Below are 18,537 nucleotides of genomic sequence, written 5' to 3' on the forward strand. Positions count from 1 at the left end.
GGTAGGGGTCGGGCCCAGGAAAGTTACCGTCGGTACGACATAGGGTTTCCGGCGTGGCAGAAGAAGCAGCGGACCGCAGCGACAAGCAGGAAGAACACCGCGAATACCGCATGGCGGAGCTGGCGGAGGCGGCCGGCATCACGGTGCGCACCGTGCGCTTCTACCGCGAGCGCGGCCTCATCAGGCCCCCGCGCCGCGAGGGCCGCATCGCCTGGTACGACGAGACCCACCTGGCCAGGCTGCGCACCATCGCCGCGCTCCTCGACCGCGGCCACACCCTCAACGGCATCGCCGAACTCTCCGAGGCGTTCGACCGCGGCCGCGACGTCGGTGAGCTCCTCGGCATCGGCGCCCCCACCGAGGAGACCCCGGTCCGCCTCACCGCCCCCGAACTCGCCGACTACTTCGCCGGCCAGGACACCCCGGAGAACCTCCAGGCCGCGCTCGACCTCGGCTACCTGGGCACCGACGGCGAGGAGATCGTGCACATCAGCCGCCGCCTCCTCGACGTCTCGGCGGCGCTGGTCCGCGAGGGCATCCCGCTCGCCGAGGTGCTCGCGGCGGCCAAGCGGGTCCGCGAGCACGCGGACTCCCTGGCCACCCTCTTCGCCGACCTCGTCCTCGCCCACGCCGCCGAGAAGGACGTCGAGCGGCTGCGCCCCCTGGCCAAGTCGGTGGTGGAGGCGGAACTCTCGATGGCCCTGGACCGCAAGCTCAGCGGGGAAGCCACCAGCGCGCCTTATAGATCCCGCCGTTGACCAGCTTGTAGGTGCCCGGCGGCCGGTGCACGCTCACCGTCGTCGTCCACCAGGTCTCGCCGAGCCCCTTCTCCGGCACGGTGGTGACGACCCGGCCGGTCCACGGATCGTTGCCCACGCACTTCACCGACTTCCGCACGATCTCGTCGGCCCCGGCGAAGTCCTGCACGAAGGCGCCGGCGGCGATGTCGTACTGGAACACGGAGGCGCTGGTCGTCACCCACATCCGCCCCGGCCGCCCGGCGACGGGGAACAGATCGTGCCCGCCCGCCGACTTCCCCGGGGTGGCGACGGGCAGCGCCACGGCGGACCGCCGCACCAGCGCGGGCCGCACCCGCGTCCCCGCCACCTCGTAGGCCACCAGCTCGTCGTCCCCCATGGCCCACAGCAGCCGCCGCGCACCGTCCCAGTGCAGCCCGTGCGCGCCCTTCAGCCCGACCTCGGTGTACCGCTTGGCGTGCGGCCCCAGCGAGGCCGCGTACAGCCGCACGAGGGCGCCCGTGCTGCACGCGACGGCTATGTTCCCGTCCGGCAGGATCTCGGCGGTGTGCGGGTTGAACAGGTCGTCGCCGGGACCGAGGGCCGCCCCCCAGTACCGCCGCCCGGACGGAACCTCGACGGCGGCCACGAACCCGAACGACGCCGTGGTCAGCACGTACGTCCGCCCCCGGTGTCTGCGCACCTTGGCCTCGCTCGGGTACACCCAGCTGTCATCGGGCACGAGATCCCGGTACCTGGGGTCGCCGACCGGCGAGAAGGCCCACTTCACGACGGACGGATCGGCGGCGGGATCCCACACGCCGGCCCCGGGATCGAGCACCAGGATCCGCTTGCTCGCCTGCTCGGTGAGCAGCACCGGCGGCGCCCCCGCGGGCGCCCCCTGCGCCTGCCCGGCCCCGGCTCCGGCGAGCACGAGCCCGGCCCCGGCGGCCCCGAGGAGCAGCCCGCGCCGGCCGGTGACACGAGAGGCAGGAACGGCAGAGGCATGATCGGAACGAGACATGAAGTCCCCCCGTACAGTCGGCAGTTGACCGCGAACTCATCATGTACGCGACCAAAATCTGCCATGCCGTACGAGGGGACGTAAGCCCTTGAACGAGCCTGCCTCGGGCCTGCCTCGGGCCTGTGCGGCCTACTCGTAGACGACGGTCACCGGCGCGTGGTCCGACCAGCGCTCGGCGTGCGTGGCGGCCCGCTCGACGAACCCCTTGACCGCGCGCCCGGCGAGGCCCGGCGTCGAGATCTGGTAGTCGATCCGCCAGCCCGTGTCGTTGTCGAAGGCGCGCCCGCGGTACGACCACCACGAGTACGGGCCCTCGACGTCCGGGTGCAGCCCCCGCACCACGTCCGCGTATCCGCCGTCGGTGGCGTCGAGGACCCGCCCCAGCCACTCCCGCTCCTCGGGCAGGAACCCGGAGTTCTTCTTGTTGCCCTTCCAGTTCTTCAGGTCGGCTTCGCGGTGCGCGATGTTCCAGTCGCCGCAGACGACGACCTCGCGCCCGTCGGCGGCGGCCCGCACCCGCAGCTCCTTCAGGTACCCGAGGAACTCGTCCATGAACCGGATCTTCTCGTCCTGCCGCTCGGTCCCGACCTCGCCCGACGGCAGGTACAGGGAGGCGACGACGACGCCCGGCAGATCCGCTTCCACGTACCGGCCGCTGCCGTCGAACTCGGCCGACCCGAAGCCGATCCGCACCCGCTCCGGCTCGCGCCGCGTGTAGAGGGAGACACCGGCCCGGCCCTTGGCCCCGGCCGGGGCGTGCACGACGTGCCACCCCTCGGGCTCGCGCACCTCGGCGGGCAGCTGCTCCGGCTCGGCGCGCACCTCCTGGAGACACAGCACGTCGGCGGAGGTCTCCGCCAGCCACTCCACGAAGCCCTTCTTGGCGGCGGCCCGCAGCCCGTTCACATTCACAGTGGTCACAGTCAGCACCCGGTCACGGTACCGGCACACTGGACGAGTCAGCCGCAATCGCCAGCATAGAGTTACGATGCTACGCATGACTATCCAGCCCGCGCCGGCCTCGGCGCTCACCCTGCGCCCCGTCTCCTTCGGCCACCCCGACGCGATCGCCCTGAACGACCGCGTACAGCTCGAGTACGCGGAGCGCTACGGCGACGAGGGCGATGTCACACCCCTCGACCCCTCGATGTTCGACGCCCCGCGGGGCCTGTACCTGATCGCCTACGACGAGCAGGGCACCCCGCTCGCGACGGGCGGCTGGCGCACCCAGGACGCGAACGAGGAGGCGTACGCCGACGGCGACGCCGAGCTGAAGCGGATGTACGTCACTCCGGAGGCCCGCGGCCTCGGCCTCGCCCGCCGGATCCTCGCGGCCCTGGAGGCGGACGCCCGCGCGGCGGGCCGGCTGCGCATGGTCCTGGAGACGGGCACCAAGCAGCCCGAGGCGATAGCCCTCTACACGTCCAGCGGTTACGAGCCCTGCCCCAAGTTCGGCCACTACCGCTTCGACGAGCTGAGCCGCTGCTACGCGAAGCCGCTCCAGGACTGAGCGCGCGCCGGATAAGTCCGGGAACAGGCAAGAGCCCCGCCGGGTAAACCCGGCGGGGCTCCAATTGCAGTGGACCTGTGGGGATTTGAACCCCAGACCCCCTCGATGCGAACGAGGTGCGCTACCAGACTGCGCCACAGGCCCTTGCAACGAGTGAAACTCTAGCACCCCGATCGGGGTGCTCGGAAATCCGCTCCCCGGCTGGTCAGCCCCGGGACCTCCGCTGTGGCCCCGGTCACTCGTTGGCGGCGCGCGGCCGCTTGCCCGTGCCGTCGTCGTACTGGTCGAACAGCGGGGTGCGGCCGCGCTCGCGGGAGCGCCGGGCGGAGGCGGCGCGGCGGGCGTCGCTGCGGCCGTCGTCGGCGGCGGGCTGCTCCTCGGGCTCCGGGGCGGCGGCCTGCTCGGCGGCGGAGGACCGGGCCGAGCTCCAGGTCTCCGGAGCGCCGTAGTCGATGCCGCCGGTGCCGCGCGGGGCGACGGGGGCGGTCACGTAGGTGGGCAGCGGCACGGGGACCGGGTCCCAGCTGTCGCCGGGGCCGGGGCGGGCCTGCCGCTCGCGCTGCTGGTCTACCCACTCCGCGTGGTCGGTCTGCTCGACGAGCGCGCGCCGGTCGGCGGCGAGCGCCTCCAGGCCGGGGTCGGTGGCCGGCTCGCCGCCGGCTGGTCCTTCCTCCGCGTTGTCGGCGTACTCGGCCGCGACGCGTCCGCCGGCCGCCTGCCGCCTGCGCGGCTGGCGCTCCCGCAGCCGCTGCGCGGCGATCTCGGCGCGGCGCCGGTCCATGACGTAGGCGAAGCGACGGCGCTCCTGGGCCCGCAGGTACACGATGTACGCGCTCAGCAGCAGGGCCGGCACGGCGGGCGCCCACAGGAACGGGACGCCGCCGACGCCGGCCACGACGGCACCGGCGGTGAAGGCGACGAAGAGCAGCACGGTGGTGCGGCGGCGGCGCGCGAGCGCCTTGGTGCGCCGGGCCCGGGCCTGCGCCTCCGCGGAAGTGGCGCGCACCGGGCGGGACTTGACCGGGGCGGGCTCCGGCGCGGGCGCCGGCTCCGGTTCGGGTTCCGGCTCCCGGGCGGGCTCCGGGCGTACGACGAAGGCCCGGACGTCCACCGCGTCGGTGGTCGCGTCCGGGTCGACCGGGTCGCCGCGCCGCTCGTCCGCCTCGGGCGAGCGCGCCTGCAGGTCCTTGGCGTACCGGCGCTCCATGCCCGCCCGGCCGGAGAGAAGCCGGATGGCGGTGCTGAAGCGTTCCGTCGGACGGGCTTCGTTCAGCTCGTCCTGCCTACGGAGCCACATCGGCACCAAGTAGGCGGCCCAGGCCCCGACGATGACTGCGTAGATGAGGCCGCTGCTGCTCACGCCTCACACCGTAGAGGGGTTTGCGTGGGGCCATCCGCCAATTGGGCCGGTGTGTCGCACGATCTGGCTGATATTTCGAGCTTTTTTTGCGACTGATGCGATCAACTGGCTGACCGGGACGCGAATTTAATGCCTCTGGCGGTCCCTCGCCGATCAATTTCGAACATTTATTTTATTTCGAGGGGGCACCCGGATCCACGCTGTTGGGGGTGGCCGGACCTGCGGTGTTGCCCCGGCGCTCGCGACGGCGGCGCTTGAGGAGACCTTCCGGGACCTCCTCGGCGGTCAGCGCGAACACGAGGTGGTCCCGCCAGCCGCCGTCGATGTGGAGATACCGTGGCCGAAGCCCCTCCTCGCGGAATCCGAGTTTCTCCACGACCCTGCGGCTCGGCCCGTTCTCCGGCCGAATGCAGACCTCGATGCGGTGCAGCCCGACCGTGCGGAAGCAGTGGTCGACGGCGAGGGCGACGGCCGTCGGCATCACTCCGCGTCCGGCCACGGCCTCGTCCACCCAGTACCCGACGTGGCCCGAGCACATGGATCCCCAGGTGATGCCGGCGACGGTCAACTGCCCCACGAGCCGGCCCTGGTACTCGATGACGAAGGGCAGCATCCGGCCCGCGTTCGCCTCCGAGCGAAGATGGCGCACCATCTGACGGTAGGTCGGGCGGTGGGTGATCGGGCCGCTCGGCGTGGGCGGCGGGATCGTCGCCTCCCAGGGGCGCAGCCAGTCGCGGTTGCGCCGGTTCACCTCGCGCCAGGCACGCTGGTCGCGCAGCCTTATGGGGCGGAGGACGACATCGCCCTCCGCCAGGACGACGGGCCAGGACGGGCTGTTCAGTGCGCACCCCCGGCGTGGGCATCGGGTCTGGGGTGGTCGCCGCCGCGGATCTGGTCGACGGCGTGGGTCAGCAGCGGCTCCAGGACGGCCAGGCCGTCCCTGACTCCCCCGCTGGACCCCGGCAGGTTCACGATCAGTGTGCGCCCGGCGACCCCCGCGAGGCCACGGGAGAGCGCCGCGGTCGGCACTTTCTCCCGCCCGTACGCCCGGATCGCCTCCGGGATGCCGGGCACCTCGGCGTCGAGGACGCGGGCGGTCGCCTCGGGGGTGCGGTCGGTGGGCGAGATCCCGGTGCCGCCGGTGGTGACGACGACGTCGTACGCGGCCTCGACCGCGGACCGCAGCGCGGCCTCGACGGGGTCGCCGTCCGGCACGACCTGGGGTCCCTCGACGGCGAAGCCCAGCGTCCGCAGGGCCTCGGCGATCAGCGGTCCGCCCTTGTCCTCGTAGACCCCGGCGGCGGCCCGGTTCGAGGCGGTGACGACGAGGGCGCGGTAGGCGTCGGTCATGACCGGGACCCGCGGTTCCAGTCGCCCGACTTGCCGCCGGTCTTCTCCTCGACGCGCACGTCCGTGATGACCGCGCCCTTGTCGACCGCCTTGACCATGTCGACGACGGTGAGCGCCGCGACCGAGACCGCGGTGAGGGCCTCCATCTCGACGCCCGTACGGTCCGTCGTCTTCACGGTGGCCAGGATCTCCACGGCGTCGTCCGCCACGGACAGGTCGAGCTTCACCCCGGACACGGCCAGCGGGTGGCAGAGCGGGATCAGGTCGGGCGTGCGCTTGGCACCCATGATCCCGGCGATCCGCGCGGTCGCGAGGGCGTCGCCCTTGGGCACGCCCTCGCCGCGCAGCAGTTCCACCACGCGCGGCGAGACGAGGACGCGGCCGCTGGCGCGGGCGGTGCGCGCGGTGACGTCCTTGTCCGACACGTCGACCATGCGGGCGGCACCCGCCTCGTCGATGTGGGTGAGCCGATCAAACCGGTCCTGCGAAGTGCTCATGGTGCTGTGGCGCTCCCGATCCGAGCCGTGCGCGGTGCGGCGCGCCGGACTGTTTGCGCGACACGGTACCGCGAGCCCCCGGCCACCGGACCGGTCAGCCCAGCGGGACCACGTCCACCTCGGTGCCCGGCTCCACCGACGTCACGTCCTCGGGCACCACGATCAGCGCGTCCGCGTGCGCGAGGGCCGCGACGAGGTGCGAGCCGGAACCGCCGACGGTGGCGACCTGGCCGGCCTCCGCGTCGTACGCGCCGCGCAGGAACTGGCGGCGGCCGCCGGGCGAGGTCAGGGCCTTGTCGGCCGTCAGGACGGCGCGCTCGACGGGGCGCCGCACGGTGTCCCGGGGCAGGCCCATCAGCGTCCTGATCGCGGGCCGCACGAACACCTCGAAGGAGACGTACGAGGAGACGGGGTTGCCCGGCAGGGCGAGCAGCGGGGTGTGGTCGGGGCCGATGGAGCCGAAGCCCTGCGGCTTGCCCGGCTGCATCGCCAGCTTGCGGAACTCGACGCCGCTGCCGGCGCCGATGCCGTCCTCCTCGTCCGGGTCGCCGATCGAGGAGAGTGCCTCCTTCACGACGTCGTACGCCCCGACGCTGACCCCGCCGGTCGTCACGATCAGGTCGGCGCGGATCAACTGGTCCTCGATGGTGGAGCGGAGCGTCTCGGCGTCGTCGGAGACCGCGCCCACCCGGTAGGCGATCGCGCCGGCGTCGCGGGCGGCGGCCGTGAGCGCGAAGCTGTTCGAGTCGTGGATCTGGCCGGGGCCCAACGGCTCGCCGGGCTGCACGAGTTCGCTGCCGGTGGAGACGACGACCACGCGCGGGCGCGGGCGCACCCGGACGGTGCCGCGGCCGATGGCGGCGAGCAGGGCGATCTGCGGCGGGCCGAGGACCGTGCCCGCGCTGAGGGCGCGGTCACCGGAGCGGACGTCGCTGCCCTGCGCGCGGACGTGCGCGCGGGCCTCGGCGGGGCGGTGCACGCGGACCTCGCCCGACGCGCCCTCAGGAGCCGCGCTGTGGGCGGTCATCGAGGCGACCGGGCCCGCGCCGAGCCCTCCGTCGGTCCACTCGACCGGGACGACGGCCTCGGCACCGGACGGCAGCGGGGCGCCGGTCATGATGCGGGCCGCCTGGCCGGGACCGACCGTGAGCTGCCCGGCCTGGCCCGCGGCGACGTCGCCGATCACGGTGAGCACGGCGGGGAACTCCTCGCTCGCGCCCGCGACATCGGCGACGCGCACCGCGTACCCGTCCATCGAGCTGTTGTCGAACGGGGGCAGCGAGACCGGCACCGTCACGTCCTCGACGAGCACACAGCCCTGTGCGTCGAGGAGCTGGAGCTCGATGGGGTCGAGCGGGTGGACGGTGCTGAGGATGTCCTCAAGGTGCTCGTCCACCGACCAGATGTGCTGCTGGCCGGCGGTGGACGCCGTGGTCGCGCTGCTCAAGGTGCTACATCTCCTCGGTGACGTAACTGCGAAGCCAGGTCCGGAAGTCCGGGCCCAGGTCCTCACGTTCGCACGCGAGTCTGACAATGGCACGCAGATAGTCGCCCCGGTCACCGGTGTCATAGCGGCGACCCTTGAAGACGACGCCGTGCACGGGTCCGCCGACCTTCTCGTCGGCGGCCAGCTGCTGGAGGGCGTCGGTGAGCTGGATCTCGCCGCCGCGGCCCGGCTCGGTCCGGCGCAGTATGTCGAAGACGTGCGGGTCCAGGACGTAGCGGCCGATGATCGCGTAGTTCGAGGGGGCGTCGGCCGGGTCCGGCTTCTCGACGAGGTCGGTGACCTTGACGACGTCCCCGTCGGCGGTGGCCTCCACGGCCGCGCATCCGTAGAGGTGGATCTGCGCCGGATCCACCTCCATGAGCGCGATGACGCTGCCGCCGTGCTGCTCCTGGACCTCGACCATGCGCGCGAGCAGCGGGTCGCGCGGGTCGATCAGGTCGTCGCCGAGGAGGACCGCGAAGGGCTCGTTGCCGACGTGCGGGGCGGCGCACAGGACGGCGTGGCCGAGGCCCTTGGGGTCGCCCTGGCGGACGTAGTGCATGGTGGCGAGGTCGCTGGACTCCTGCACCTTCGCGAGGCGGTTGGCGTCACCCTTCTTCTGAAGGGCGGACTCCAGCTCGTAGTTGCGGTCGAAGTGGTCCTCCAGCGGGCGCTTGTTGCGGCCCGTGATCATGAGGACGTCATCGAGACCCGCGGACACGGCCTCTTCGACCACGTACTGGATCGCCGGCTTGTCGACGACCGGAAGCATCTCCTTGGGAGTGGCTTTCGTGGCCGGGAGGAACCGGGTGCCGAGACCGGCGGCCGGGATGACAGCCTTGGTGATCCTGGTGTGCGAGTCAGTCATGCCCGTCACCTTAACCGGCCGCCATGGGCGGAATCTGTGGGTCCGCTTAGATGGCACATATATGCGTGGATTAGGAGAGACTTGTGAGCCGACCATGAGCCAGCACACGGGTGACCCGCGTGGCGCCCACCCTGACAAGCGCACATTGCGGCGGGAGTTCCTCGCGGTGAGGAACGCGTTGCCGGAGGATGACGTGCGGGAGACGGAAAGGGCTGTCGCCGAGCGCGCGCTCGACCTGGCCGAACTGGCGACGGCCCGCACGGTGGCCGCGTACGTCTCCGTGGGCCGCGAGCCGGGCACGGGCACGCTCCTGGACGCCCTCCGCGCGCGCGGGACGCGGGTCCTGCTGCCGGTGCTGCTGGACGACAACGACCTGGACTGGGGCGCGTACGAAGGCGCTTCCTCGCTCGTCCGCGTCCGGCACCAGGGAAAGATGGCCCTCCTGGAACCGGGCGGCGAACACCTCGGGCCCGACGCCGTGCTGGCGGCGGACGCCGTCCTGCTGCCGGGGCTCGCCGTCGACGGGCGCGGGATGCGGCTCGGCCGGGGCGGCGGCTCGTACGACCGGGTGCTGGCCCGGCTGGAGGCCGCCGGCGCACACCCGGCCCTCGTGGTGCTGCTGCACGACTTCGAGGTCGTCGCACATCTCCCCGAGGAGGCGCACGACAAGGCCGTGGACGCGGTCGTGACGCCCTCGGGGGTCCGGCGCTTCAACTAGCCGCCCACCCATGCGAAAGGGGCCTCCACGCGCGCGCGGAGGCCCCTTCTCGTCTTCCCGCCTTCTCGTCGGATCGCTACGGCTTCAGGACCAGCGTGTCCGAGGTGTTGTCGCCGACGGCCTTGTCCGTGAAGTGCCACGGCAGCAGCTCGCCCTTGATCCACTTGTCGGTCTGGTCCGTGTAGTGGGAGCTGAAGGTGTGGCCCGAAGCGCCGGTGAGGTTGATCCACCTGGACTTGTCGAGATCATCCAGGTTCACCACCATCCGCATCGACGGCACCCAGTTGACCCCGTAGCCGCCCGCCGCGTTCCAGCCGGTCGCGTTCACCGCCGCCTCGCCGCCGCCGAGCTTCCAGGGGCCGCGGTTGAGCACGTACTGCAGCCAGCCGGGACCCGCCGTGCCGAGGGTCTGGTTCTTCAGCTCCAGCTTGTGCAGCCGGCCCCAGCTCCAGGTGTCGATGTCCTTGCCGAGCTTGGCCGTCAGGTCCCAGCGCGCGTCCTTCAGGGCGCGGCCGAACAGCTGGTCGCGGTTGACGGAGGCCTTGTCGGTGCGCGTCTTCGGCGCCTGCCACCACTCGCTCTTCTGGTCCTTGAGGATGGTGCGCACGACCTGGAACCAGCGGTCGCCGCCGTCCGGCTGCGCCGAGTCCGCGTCCCGCTCACCGCACTCGCGCACCTTGCGGTCCTCGTCGGCCGGGCCCGTGGTGTCGACCGGGGTGACGCTCAGGCACTGGCCCTTGACCCGCAGCTCCTTGGGCAGCTTGTTGCCGAAGGCGAGCTTCAGGATGTTGCGCCAGACCGAGTTGAAGTAGGCGGCCGCCGCCGAGTCCGGGTTCTGGGTGTAGTCCCAGTTCTCCAGGAGCTGCTGCGCCTCCCTGACGTCCTTGTCCTTGACGTCGATCTTCAACAGGTAGGGCACCAGCAGCTTCGCGATCTCGCTGCTGTTGTCCATCTGCATGGTGCGCATGTCGTCGGTGGAGATCTTGCCGCCGTCCTTGATCTTCGACTCGATCAGGTCGGTGATGCGCTGGCTGCGGGTGCCGTAGCCCCAGTCCGTGGTGAGCGTGTACGGGTAGTCCTCGCCGACCACGGCCTGGTTGGCCGTGACGATGTAGCCGCGCTCGGGGTCGTACTCGTAGGGCAGCTCGCTCTGCTTGATGAAGCCGGTCCAGCGGTACTTGGAGTCCCAGCCCGGCGACGGCAGCGAGCCGTCACCCTCGCCGCGGATCGGGATGCGGCCCGGCAGCTGGTAGCCGATGTGGCCCTCGGTGTCGGCGTACGTGAGGTTCTGCGAGGGCACCTGGAAGTCGGCGGCCGCCTTGCGGAAGTCGCTCCAGTTCTGCGCCCTGTCGATCTCGAAGACCGCGTCCATCGTGTTGCCGGGCGTCAGCGCGGTCCAGCGCAGCGCGACCCCGTAGCCGTCGCCGCGGTCGGGTGCCGTGGCGTCGACCGAGGCCTTCTTGCCGACCTTGACGAGCTCGTCGTTGCGGTCGGAGACCAGCGGCCCGTTGTTGGTCTCGCGGACGGTGATCGTCTTGTCGCTGCCGCCGGCGACCTTGATGACTTCCTTGCGGGTCTTGAACGGCAGCGTCTTGTCGTCGTACGTGTAGCCGTCGCCGTTGAACCGCTCCAGGTAGAGGTCGGTGACGTCGGCGCCCGAGTTGGTCAGGCCCCAGGAGATCTTGCCGTTGTGGCCGATGATCACGCCCGGCATGCCGGCGAACGTGTAGCCCGACACGTCGTACTGGCACTTGCTGGAGACGCTCGTGCAGTGCAGGCCCATCTGGTACCAGACCGAGGGCAGTTGCGGCGCCAGGTGCGGGTCGTTGGCGAGCAGCGGCTTGCCGGTGATGGTGTGGTCGCCCGAGACCACCCAGGAGTTGGAGCCGATGCCGTTGCCGTTCGGTCCCAGGCCCGCGGAGTCGGGGATCTGGTCCAGGACGTCGGCGACCCCGCCGAGCTGGCTCTGGAGGTCGCCGGGGGCCTGTGTGCCGCCCGTCAGGCCGGTGCCCGCGGCGCCGCCCGTCAGGCCGGTGCCCGCGGCGCCGCCGGTGGACTGCGTGGCGGAGGCGGAGGCGGCCGGGTCGTAGGACTTCGTGGCGCTGTTGTAGGCGCCCTCCTGCACGATCGGCTTGTTCCGGTCGTACGGGTAGGCGGGGTAGAGGTCCTTGATCTGCTGCGGGCCCAGGCGGCTCGTCATCAGCGAGCGGTCGATCTCGTCCTGCATGTTGCCGCGCAGGTCCCAGGCCATCGCCTTCAGCCAGGCCACCGAGTCGACCGGCGTCCACTTCTGCGGCTTGTAGTCGTTCTCGAAGCCGAGTGCCACGTACTCGGCCGAGATCTCCTTGCCGCTCTTGCCCGCCAGGTAGGCGTTGACCCCCTTGGCGTACGCCTGGAGGTACTTCTTGGTCTCCGGCGAGAGCTTGGACTCGTACTCCTCCTGCGCGACCCGGTGCCAGCCCAGGGTCCGCAGGAACTCATCGGTCTTGACCTGGCTCTTGCCGAACATCTCGGAGAGCCGACCGGAGGTCGTATGGCGGCGCACGTCCATCTCGTAGAAGCGGTCCTGCGCCTGGACGTAGCCCTGCGCCATGAACAGGTCCTCGTCCGAGGAGGCGTAGATCTGCGGGATGCCGTAGCCGTCCCGCTTGACCTGCACGGGTCCGTCGAGCCCGTCCATGTCGGCGGAGCCCGTGGTCTGTGGCATGGAGGCGCGCACGCCGTCCACGCTCCAGTAGGCGCCGTATCCGATGCCCGCGACGACGGCCAACACCAGGACGATCACGATCAGTCGGGCTCGGCGCCCCTTCTTCTTGCCGGGCTGGCGGCCGGAAGAGGCGTTCGTAGTGGAGGGCATCGCGATCCTTGCTGTCCTTCGCTAGCGGCGGGCGAGAGCAACCATACGAGCAGTGCGGTGCGGGGCCGGACGCGGAGTCAAGAAGCGGGTGCCCGCGGGGCTTCCACAAGGCGGCCGGGCGTCAAGAACGCGTTAACGATTAGGTAAGGTAACGAAGTAACTCCGCAGCACGGAAGGAACAGCCCCTGACTGTCCACCACCTCAACCAGCTCCTGCTCGTCAGCGCTCTCGTGCTGCTCGTCGCGGTCGCCGCGGTGCGCATCTCCTCGCGCAGCGGGCTGCCAAGCCTGCTCCTGTACCTCGGCATCGGCATCGCCATGGGTCAGGACGGCATCGGCAACGTCTCCTTCAGCAACGCCGAGTTGACCCAGGTCATCGGATACGCGGCGCTCGTCGTGATCCTGGCCGAGGGCGGTCTGGGCACGAAGTGGAAGGAGATCAGACCGGCGCTCCCGGCGGCCGCCGCGCTGTCCCTCGCCGGCGTCGCGGTGAGCGTGGGCGTGACGGCGGCGGGTGCGCACTACCTGGTGGGCCTGGAATGGCGGCAGGCCCTCATCATCGGCGCGGTGGTGTCCTCCACGGACGCAGCGGCCGTTTTCTCCGTCCTACGTAAGGTGCCGCTCCCCTCGCGCATCACCGGCGTCCTGGAGGCGGAGTCCGGCTTCAACGACGCCCCCGTCGTCATCCTCGTCGTCGCGTTCTCCGCCGCGGGACCCGTGGAGCACTGGTACCACCTCATCGGCGAGATCGCCCTGGAGCTCACGATCGGCGCGGCGATAGGACTCGCGGTCGGGTGGCTCGGCTCCTACGGACTGCGCCACGTCGCGCTGCCCGCCTCCGGCCTCTACCCGATCGCCGTCATGGCCATCGCCACCGTCGCGTACGCCGCGGGCGCCATCGCCCACGGCAGCGGCTTCCTCGCCGTCTACCTGGCCTCCATGGTGATGGGCAACGCGAAGCTGCCGCACTGGCCGGCCACCCGCGGATTCGCCGAGGGCCTCGGCTGGATCGCCCAGATCGGCATGTTCGTCCTGCTCGGTCTGCTCGTCACCCCGCACGAGCTGGCCGACGACATAGTGCCCGCACTCCTCATCGGACTCGTGCTCACCGTGATCGCCCGCCCCCTGGAGGTCGTCATCAGCCTGGCGCCCTTCCGCATGCCGTGGCGGGAACAGGCCCTGATGTCGTGGGCGGGGCTGCGCGGCGCCGTGCCCATCATCCTGGCGACCATCCCGATGGTGACCGGCGTCGCCGGCAGCCGCCGCATCTTCAACATCGTCTTCGTCCTGGTCGTCGTCTACACCCTCGTCCAAGGGCCCACACTGCCCTGGCTGGCCAGGAAACTGCGGCTCGGGGAGGGCTCGGGGGCCGCCGACCTCGGCATCGAATCGGCGCCCCTGGAGCGCCTGCGCGGGCACCTGCTGTCCGTCTCCGTCCCCCAGGGCTCCCGGATGCACGGCGTGGAGGTCGGCGAACTGCGGCTGCCCAAGGGCGCCGCCGTCACCCTCGTCGTCCGCGACGGGACCTCCTTCGTGCCCGCACCCACCACGGTGCTGCGCACCAGCGACGAGCTGCTGGTCGTGGCCACCGATCCGGTACGGGACGCGGCCGAGGCGCGCCTGCGGGCCGTCGCCCACGGCGGCAAGCTGGCCGGCTGGCTGGGCACGGGCGGCGACCCCACCACCCGTTGACCCCGTTACCATGGACCGGTCGGCCCACACCACGCTCGGGCCGGCCACGATTCCCAGATCCACAGTTCCACCGACTCTGCCTGACGTAGAGCCGGCGCGACCGCAAAGCGGCCGCGGTCCCCTTGCAGCACTTCGCTGATCTGCTTGGCCCAGGGCCTCTCCTGGCGCGGACCGTAGGTATCACTCGGTTCCCGGCGCATGAGGACGGCTCTCGGCGCGGCACCTTCTCGACCAGAGGGCGACGCGTCACCAGGCGGCAGAAAGGCAAGGGCCGTGCCGGACAAGGCCACGGTCACCGAACCCGACTCGGGGCGAGCACGGCGCCCGGGCTACGGACAGCTGCTGCGCACCCGCGGGGCCTGGACGTTCCTGCTCCCCGGCTTCGCCGCGCGCCAGCCGTTCGCGATGCTGACCATCTCGATCGTGCTGCTCGTCCAGCACACCACCGGCTCGTACGGCACCGCGGGCGCGGTGTCCGCCACGACCGGTGTCTCCATGGCGCTGTTCGCGCCCTGCACCGGCAAGCTGGCCGACCGCTTCGGGCAGCGCGCCGTGCTGCTCCCCGGCGTCCTCGTGCACACCGCATCGGGGCTCACGCTGACCGCGCTGGCGCTCTCCGGGGCGCCCACCTGGTCCCTGTTCCTCGCGGCCGTGCCGACGGGCGCCTCCACGCCGCAGATCGGGCCCATGGTGCGGGCCCGCTGGGGCGTGCGGCTCCAGGGCTCGCCGCTGCTGCAGACCGCCGCCGCCTTCGAGTCGGTCACCGACGAGTTCACGTTCGTCCTCGGCCCGCTCTTCGCGACCGCCCTGTGCACCGGCATCGACCCGGCCGCCGGTCTGATCACCGAGGCCGCGCTGACCCTCGTCGGCGGCCTGCTGTTCGCCGCCCAGAAGCGCACCCAGCCCCCGGTGGGCCGGGCCGACGGGCACGCGCGCGTGGAGCACGCCTCCGCACTGCGGGTGCCGGGCGTGCGGGTCCTGATCGTGACGTTCCTCGGGATCGGCTCGGTCTTCGGCGGCATGCAGGTCTCGCTCGCCGCCTACACGGAGGCGATCGGCGAGCCCGGCATGAACGGCGTCCTGTACGGGATCTTCGCCGCGGGCAACATGCTCTCCGGCATCGTCTGCGGCGCCATCGCCTGGAAGGTCTCCCCGCAGCGCCGCCTCCTGGTCGCCTACACGGCGCTCGCCGTGATGGCGTCCGGCCTGTGGGCGGCGCAGTCCGTGCTGCTGCTCGCCGGGCTCGGCCTGCTGGTCGGCGTGTGCATCGCGCCCGCCCTGATCACCGGCTACACGCTCGTCGAGAAGATCGTCCCCGCGGGCTCCCGCACCGAGGCGTTCACCTGGCTGACCGGGGCGGTCGCACTCGGCCAGGCGGCGGCCGTGACGGTGGCGGGACAGCTGGAGGACCGGTTCTGGGACGGGGCCGGATTCCTGGTCCCGATGGGCGGCACCGTGCTCGCCCTGATGCTCATGTTCCTGCTGCGTTCGCGGCTCGCTCCGCCCTCCGCGGGGCGGACCGTGGCACGTGGCGTCGGTCACCGCGTGCCGGTGGCAGTGGACTGATCCCGTGGAATAGGCCACTATGGAGCGTCGTTAGCACTCATTGAGTGAGAGTGCCAGGAGGAAGACACAGTGCCGACTTACCAGTACCAGTGCACCGAGTGCGGCGAGGGCCTCGAGGCGGTGCAGAAGTTCACCGACGACGCCCTGACCGAGTGCCCCAACTGCGGTGGCCGCCTGAAGAAGGTGTTCTCGGCCGTCGGCATCGTCTTCAAGGGCTCCGGCTTCTACCGCAACGACAGCCGCGGCTCCTCGTCGAGCAGCAGCCCGGCGTCGTCCTCGGCATCGAAGACATCGGGCTCGTCGGAGTCGAAGTCGACCTCGTCGACGTCCTCCGACTCGAAGTCGGCCTCGACCGCATCGTCGAGTTCGTCGGGTTCGTCGAGCTCCTCCAGCAGCTCTTCCGGCTCGTCGTCGTCCGCCGCCTAGGCGCGACCCACTCCGACGGCGTCCCACGGCGTCCCACGAGACCCTGTCGTCCCCGACGGCAGGGTCTTCGGCGTTCCCGCCTTGGCTACTGTGCTGACCATGGCGACCAACGCGACCCCACGCACCGAGGCCGAGATCGGCGTGATCGGCGGCTCAGGCTTCTACTCGTTCCTGGACGACGTGACCGAGATCCAGGTGGACACCCCCTACGGCCCGCCCAGCGACTCGCTCTTCCTCGGCGAGATCGCCGGGCGCCGGGTCGCCTTCCTGCCCCGGCACGGCCGCGGCCACCATCTGCCGCCGCACCGCATCAACTACCGCGCCAACCTGTGGGCGCTGCGCTCGGTCGGCGTGCGCCAGGTGCTCGGCCCGTGCGCGGTGGGCGGTCTGCGGCCCGAGTACGGGCCGGGGACGCTGCTGGTCCCCGACCAGTTCGTGGACCGTACGAAGTCCCGCGCGCAGACCTACTTCGACGGCCACCCGCTGCCGGACGGCACCGTGCCGAACGTCGTGCACGTCTCGCCGGCCGACCCGTACTGCCCGGTGGGGCGCAAGGTCGTGGTGAAGGCCGCACGCGGCAAGGACTGGGAGCCGGTGGACGGCGGGACGCTCGTCGTCGTCGAAGGTCCCCGCTTCTCGACCCGGGCCGAATCGCGGTGGCATGCCGCGATGGGCTGGTCGGTGGTCGGCATGACCGGGCACCCGGAGGCGATGCTCGCCCGTGAACTGGAGCTCTGCTACACGTCGCTGACCCTGGTCACGGACCTGGACGCGGGGGCGGAGAGCGGTGAGGGCGTCTCGCACGACGAGGTGCTCCAGGTGTTCGCGGCGAACGTGGACCGGTTGCGCACGGTGCTCTTCGACGCGGTCGCCGGGCTTCCGGCCACCGGCGAGCGGGACTGCCTGTGCCCGGCCGCGCTCGGCGGGATGGACCCGGGGATCCGGCTGCCGTGATCCGTCGCGCGGCCTGAACCTCCCGTTCGGGCGGCCTGAACCTCCCGTTCGGGCGGCGGAGTTGTCCACAACCGCTCGGTAGCGCACGGGGTTCAGCGGGATCCGGCGCGGAGGCGGATCGTGGTCGGCGAGACGGGCGAGGTGCCCGTCCGTTCGACTGCGAACGACTCCGATCCCGCAGGTGGTGACGCCCGTGTCCGCTGCATCCACTCCCCCGACGTCCGAGGTGCCCGACTTCCCGCCCGTCCGGGTGCGCGCCGGATGGCGCCTGCCCCGTCCACGGCAGCGCCGGCGCCGGTCCGCGGCGGCGGCAGGGCTCGCGCTGACGGCGGCGGCCCTGGTGGCCGCGGTGCCGTCGGCCGGTCCCGGGTCCGGTCACGAGCGGGCGCAGGCCCCGCCGGGCGAGCGGGCGCGCGGGCCCGCCACGATCGTGTCGGCGCCGGTGCGGATCGCGGACGCGGGGGCGGTGCGGCTGCTGCGTCCCGGTGACCGGGTGGACGTGGTGGCGGGCCGGGCGGACGGCGGGCCGGGGGTCCGGGTCCTGGCGTCGGGCGCGCGGGTGTCCTCGGTGCCGGAGGAGGAGTCGTCCCCGGGATCCGGCGGTGCGGGCGAACCTGCGCTGTCCGGTGGGGCGTTGGTGGTGCTGTCGGTGGGGCGGGAGACGGCCATCCGGCTCGCGGGTGCGGGCGCATCATCCCGGTTGGCGGTGACCGTGTGGTGACTCACCTCGCGTCAAGTCCCCCGATCGAGTTACCGAATTGGACAGGTCTGACCCACGCTGACGTAGGTTGCGGAGTCGTTTGCTCCACAACCTGCACATGTGAAGAAAGGCCTTCTGGTGAGCGAGAAGAACGAGCCGAGCTTGTGGGAGGGCTTCAAAGCCTTCCTCATGCGCGGCAATGTGATCGACCTCGCGGTCGCCGTCGTCATCGGCGCCGCGTTCACGAACATCGTGAACGCGGTGGTCAAGGGAGTCATCAACCCCTTGGTCGGCGCCTTCGGCACCAAGGATCTCGATCACTACCGCTCCTGCCTCAAGGGTCCGTGCCAGACCAACGAAGCGGGCGATGTGATCAGCGGTGTCCCGATCATGTGGGGCTCGGTGCTCAGCGCCGTCCTCAGCTTCCTGATCACGGCCGCGGTCGTCTACTTCCTGATGGTCCTGCCCATGGCGAAGTACCTGGCGAGGAAGGCCCGGATGGACGCCGCGAAGGAGGGCACGCAGGAGGTGCTGGAGGTTTCCGAGCTGGAGGTCCTCAAGGAGATCCGCGACGCGCTCGTGGCGCAGCGCGGCTCGGGGCACAGCGAGTCCTAGCGGCGCTTCACAGGTGGTGGGGCGGCTTCTCGTCGAGGAAGCGCGCCAGGTCGGCGGCGCTGTTGTCGCCGGCCGCCGGCCGCTCGCCCCACCCACGGTCCGTGTCGTCGGAGGACTGCGCCGACAGCGGGTCGTCGAAGATCAGCGCGGCCTTCGGGTCGCGCGCCTCCGGCTTGCG

General features: G+C 71.6%; 18 protein-coding genes and 1 tRNA gene. 9 read left to right on the top strand and 10 right to left on the bottom strand.

What is annotated here, in order from left to right:
* Nucleotides 1-110 precede the first annotated feature (110 nt).
* Nucleotides 111-758: a MerR family transcriptional regulator gene (locus M4J07_RS16515; RefSeq protein WP_255972580.1), complete on the top strand. Its 648-nt coding sequence runs from the start codon at nt 111-113 to the stop codon at nt 756-758.
* Here the strand turns inward: M4J07_RS16515 and M4J07_RS16520 are convergent.
* Together M4J07_RS16520 and M4J07_RS16525 are read right to left on the bottom strand one after the other, a co-directional pair.
* On the bottom strand, nt 715-1,761 hold the full coding sequence (locus M4J07_RS16520) for a DUF6528 family protein (RefSeq protein ID WP_255972550.1): 1,047 nt from the start codon (nt 1,759-1,761) through the stop codon (nt 715-717). The genes M4J07_RS16515 and M4J07_RS16520 overlap by 44 nt on opposite strands.
* A gap of 129 nt (nt 1,762-1,890) precedes the next feature.
* A complete protein-coding gene (locus tag M4J07_RS16525; protein ID WP_255972552.1) occupies nt 1,891-2,712 on the bottom strand; it encodes an exodeoxyribonuclease III in 822 nt (273 codons plus the stop codon).
* A gap of 46 nt (nt 2,713-2,758) precedes the next feature.
* Here M4J07_RS16525 and M4J07_RS16530 point away from each other — a divergent pair, with 46 nt between their 5' ends.
* On the top strand, nt 2,759-3,271 hold the full coding sequence (locus M4J07_RS16530) for a GNAT family N-acetyltransferase (RefSeq protein WP_255972554.1): 513 nt from the start codon (nt 2,759-2,761) through the stop codon (nt 3,269-3,271).
* Nucleotides 3,272-3,341: 70 nt separating this feature from the next.
* Here the strand turns inward: M4J07_RS16530 and M4J07_RS16535 are convergent.
* The 7 genes from M4J07_RS16535 to galU form a co-directional block, all read right to left on the bottom strand.
* Nucleotides 3,342-3,415: transfer RNA gene (locus tag M4J07_RS16535), tRNA-Ala, on the bottom strand.
* Between the two features lie 91 nt (nt 3,416-3,506).
* Nucleotides 3,507-4,631: a divisome protein SepX/GlpR gene (gene sepX / locus M4J07_RS16540; RefSeq protein ID WP_255972556.1), complete on the bottom strand. Its 1,125-nt coding sequence runs from the start codon at nt 4,629-4,631 to the stop codon at nt 3,507-3,509.
* 172 nt (nt 4,632-4,803) lie between these two features.
* Nucleotides 4,804-5,472 carry a GNAT family N-acetyltransferase gene (locus tag M4J07_RS16545; protein ID WP_255972582.1) on the bottom strand — a complete coding sequence of 223 codons (669 nt, stop codon included), beginning with the start codon at nt 5,470-5,472 and terminating at the stop codon, nt 4,804-4,806.
* Nucleotides 5,469-5,981: a MogA/MoaB family molybdenum cofactor biosynthesis protein gene (locus M4J07_RS16550; protein WP_255972558.1), complete on the bottom strand. Its 513-nt coding sequence runs from the start codon at nt 5,979-5,981 to the stop codon at nt 5,469-5,471. The genes M4J07_RS16545 and M4J07_RS16550 overlap by 4 nt, the downstream gene beginning before the upstream one ends.
* Entirely contained in the window at nt 5,978-6,478 is a 501-nt protein-coding gene (gene moaC / locus M4J07_RS16555; RefSeq protein WP_255972560.1) for a cyclic pyranopterin monophosphate synthase MoaC, read from the bottom strand. Before moaC ends, M4J07_RS16550 begins: the two co-directional genes overlap by 4 nt.
* 94 nt (nt 6,479-6,572) lie before the next feature.
* On the bottom strand, nt 6,573-7,925 hold the full coding sequence (glp, locus tag M4J07_RS16560) for a molybdotransferase-like divisome protein Glp (protein WP_255972562.1): 1,353 nt from the start codon (nt 7,923-7,925) through the stop codon (nt 6,573-6,575).
* A 4-nt stretch (nt 7,926-7,929) separates the two neighbouring features.
* Nucleotides 7,930-8,832, bottom strand: coding sequence for a UTP--glucose-1-phosphate uridylyltransferase GalU (gene galU, locus M4J07_RS16565; protein WP_255972564.1), 903 nt, complete (start codon nt 8,830-8,832; stop codon nt 7,930-7,932).
* 94 nt (nt 8,833-8,926) lie between these two features.
* On the opposite strand from galU, the gene M4J07_RS16570 reads away from it, so the two are divergent.
* On the top strand, nt 8,927-9,550 hold the full coding sequence (locus M4J07_RS16570) for a 5-formyltetrahydrofolate cyclo-ligase (RefSeq protein WP_255972566.1): 624 nt from the start codon (nt 8,927-8,929) through the stop codon (nt 9,548-9,550).
* Between the two features lie 76 nt (nt 9,551-9,626).
* On the opposite strand, the gene M4J07_RS16575 is transcribed toward M4J07_RS16570, so the two are convergent.
* Nucleotides 9,627-12,407 carry a penicillin acylase family protein gene (locus tag M4J07_RS16575; RefSeq protein ID WP_255972568.1) on the bottom strand — a complete coding sequence of 927 codons (2,781 nt, stop codon included), beginning with the start codon at nt 12,405-12,407 and terminating at the stop codon, nt 9,627-9,629.
* A 185-nt stretch (nt 12,408-12,592) separates the two neighbouring features.
* On the opposite strand from M4J07_RS16575, the gene M4J07_RS16580 reads away from it, so the two are divergent.
* The 6 genes from M4J07_RS16580 (at nt 12,593) to mscL (ending at nt 18,359) form a co-directional block, all read left to right on the top strand.
* Entirely contained in the window at nt 12,593-14,098 is a 1,506-nt protein-coding gene (locus M4J07_RS16580) for a potassium/proton antiporter (protein ID WP_255972583.1), read from the top strand.
* 273 nt (nt 14,099-14,371) lie between these two features.
* Nucleotides 14,372-15,664, top strand: a complete 1,293-nt coding sequence (locus tag M4J07_RS16585) for an MFS transporter (protein ID WP_255972570.1) — start codon at nt 14,372-14,374, stop codon at nt 15,662-15,664.
* A 69-nt stretch (nt 15,665-15,733) separates the two neighbouring features.
* Complete coding sequence (locus tag M4J07_RS16590) at nt 15,734-16,090, top strand: FmdB family zinc ribbon protein (protein WP_255972572.1); 357 nt, start codon at nt 15,734-15,736, stop codon at nt 16,088-16,090.
* Between the two features lie 99 nt (nt 16,091-16,189).
* Nucleotides 16,190-17,044 (top strand): S-methyl-5'-thioadenosine phosphorylase, encoded by an 855-nt coding sequence (locus M4J07_RS16595; protein ID WP_255972574.1) that lies wholly within the window; start codon nt 16,190-16,192, stop codon nt 17,042-17,044.
* A 193-nt stretch (nt 17,045-17,237) separates the two neighbouring features.
* On the top strand, nt 17,238-17,765 hold the full coding sequence (locus tag M4J07_RS16600; RefSeq protein WP_255972576.1) for a hypothetical protein: 528 nt from the start codon (nt 17,238-17,240) through the stop codon (nt 17,763-17,765).
* Between the two features lie 114 nt (nt 17,766-17,879).
* Complete coding sequence (gene mscL / locus M4J07_RS16605; RefSeq protein ID WP_305127801.1) at nt 17,880-18,359, top strand: large conductance mechanosensitive channel protein MscL; 480 nt, start codon at nt 17,880-17,882, stop codon at nt 18,357-18,359.
* The last annotated feature ends 178 nt before the right edge of the window (nt 18,360-18,537 follow it).

The organism is Streptomyces longispororuber (assembly GCF_024448165.1).
Classification (GTDB): Bacteria; Actinomycetota; Actinomycetes; order Streptomycetales; family Streptomycetaceae; genus Streptomyces; species Streptomyces longispororuber_A.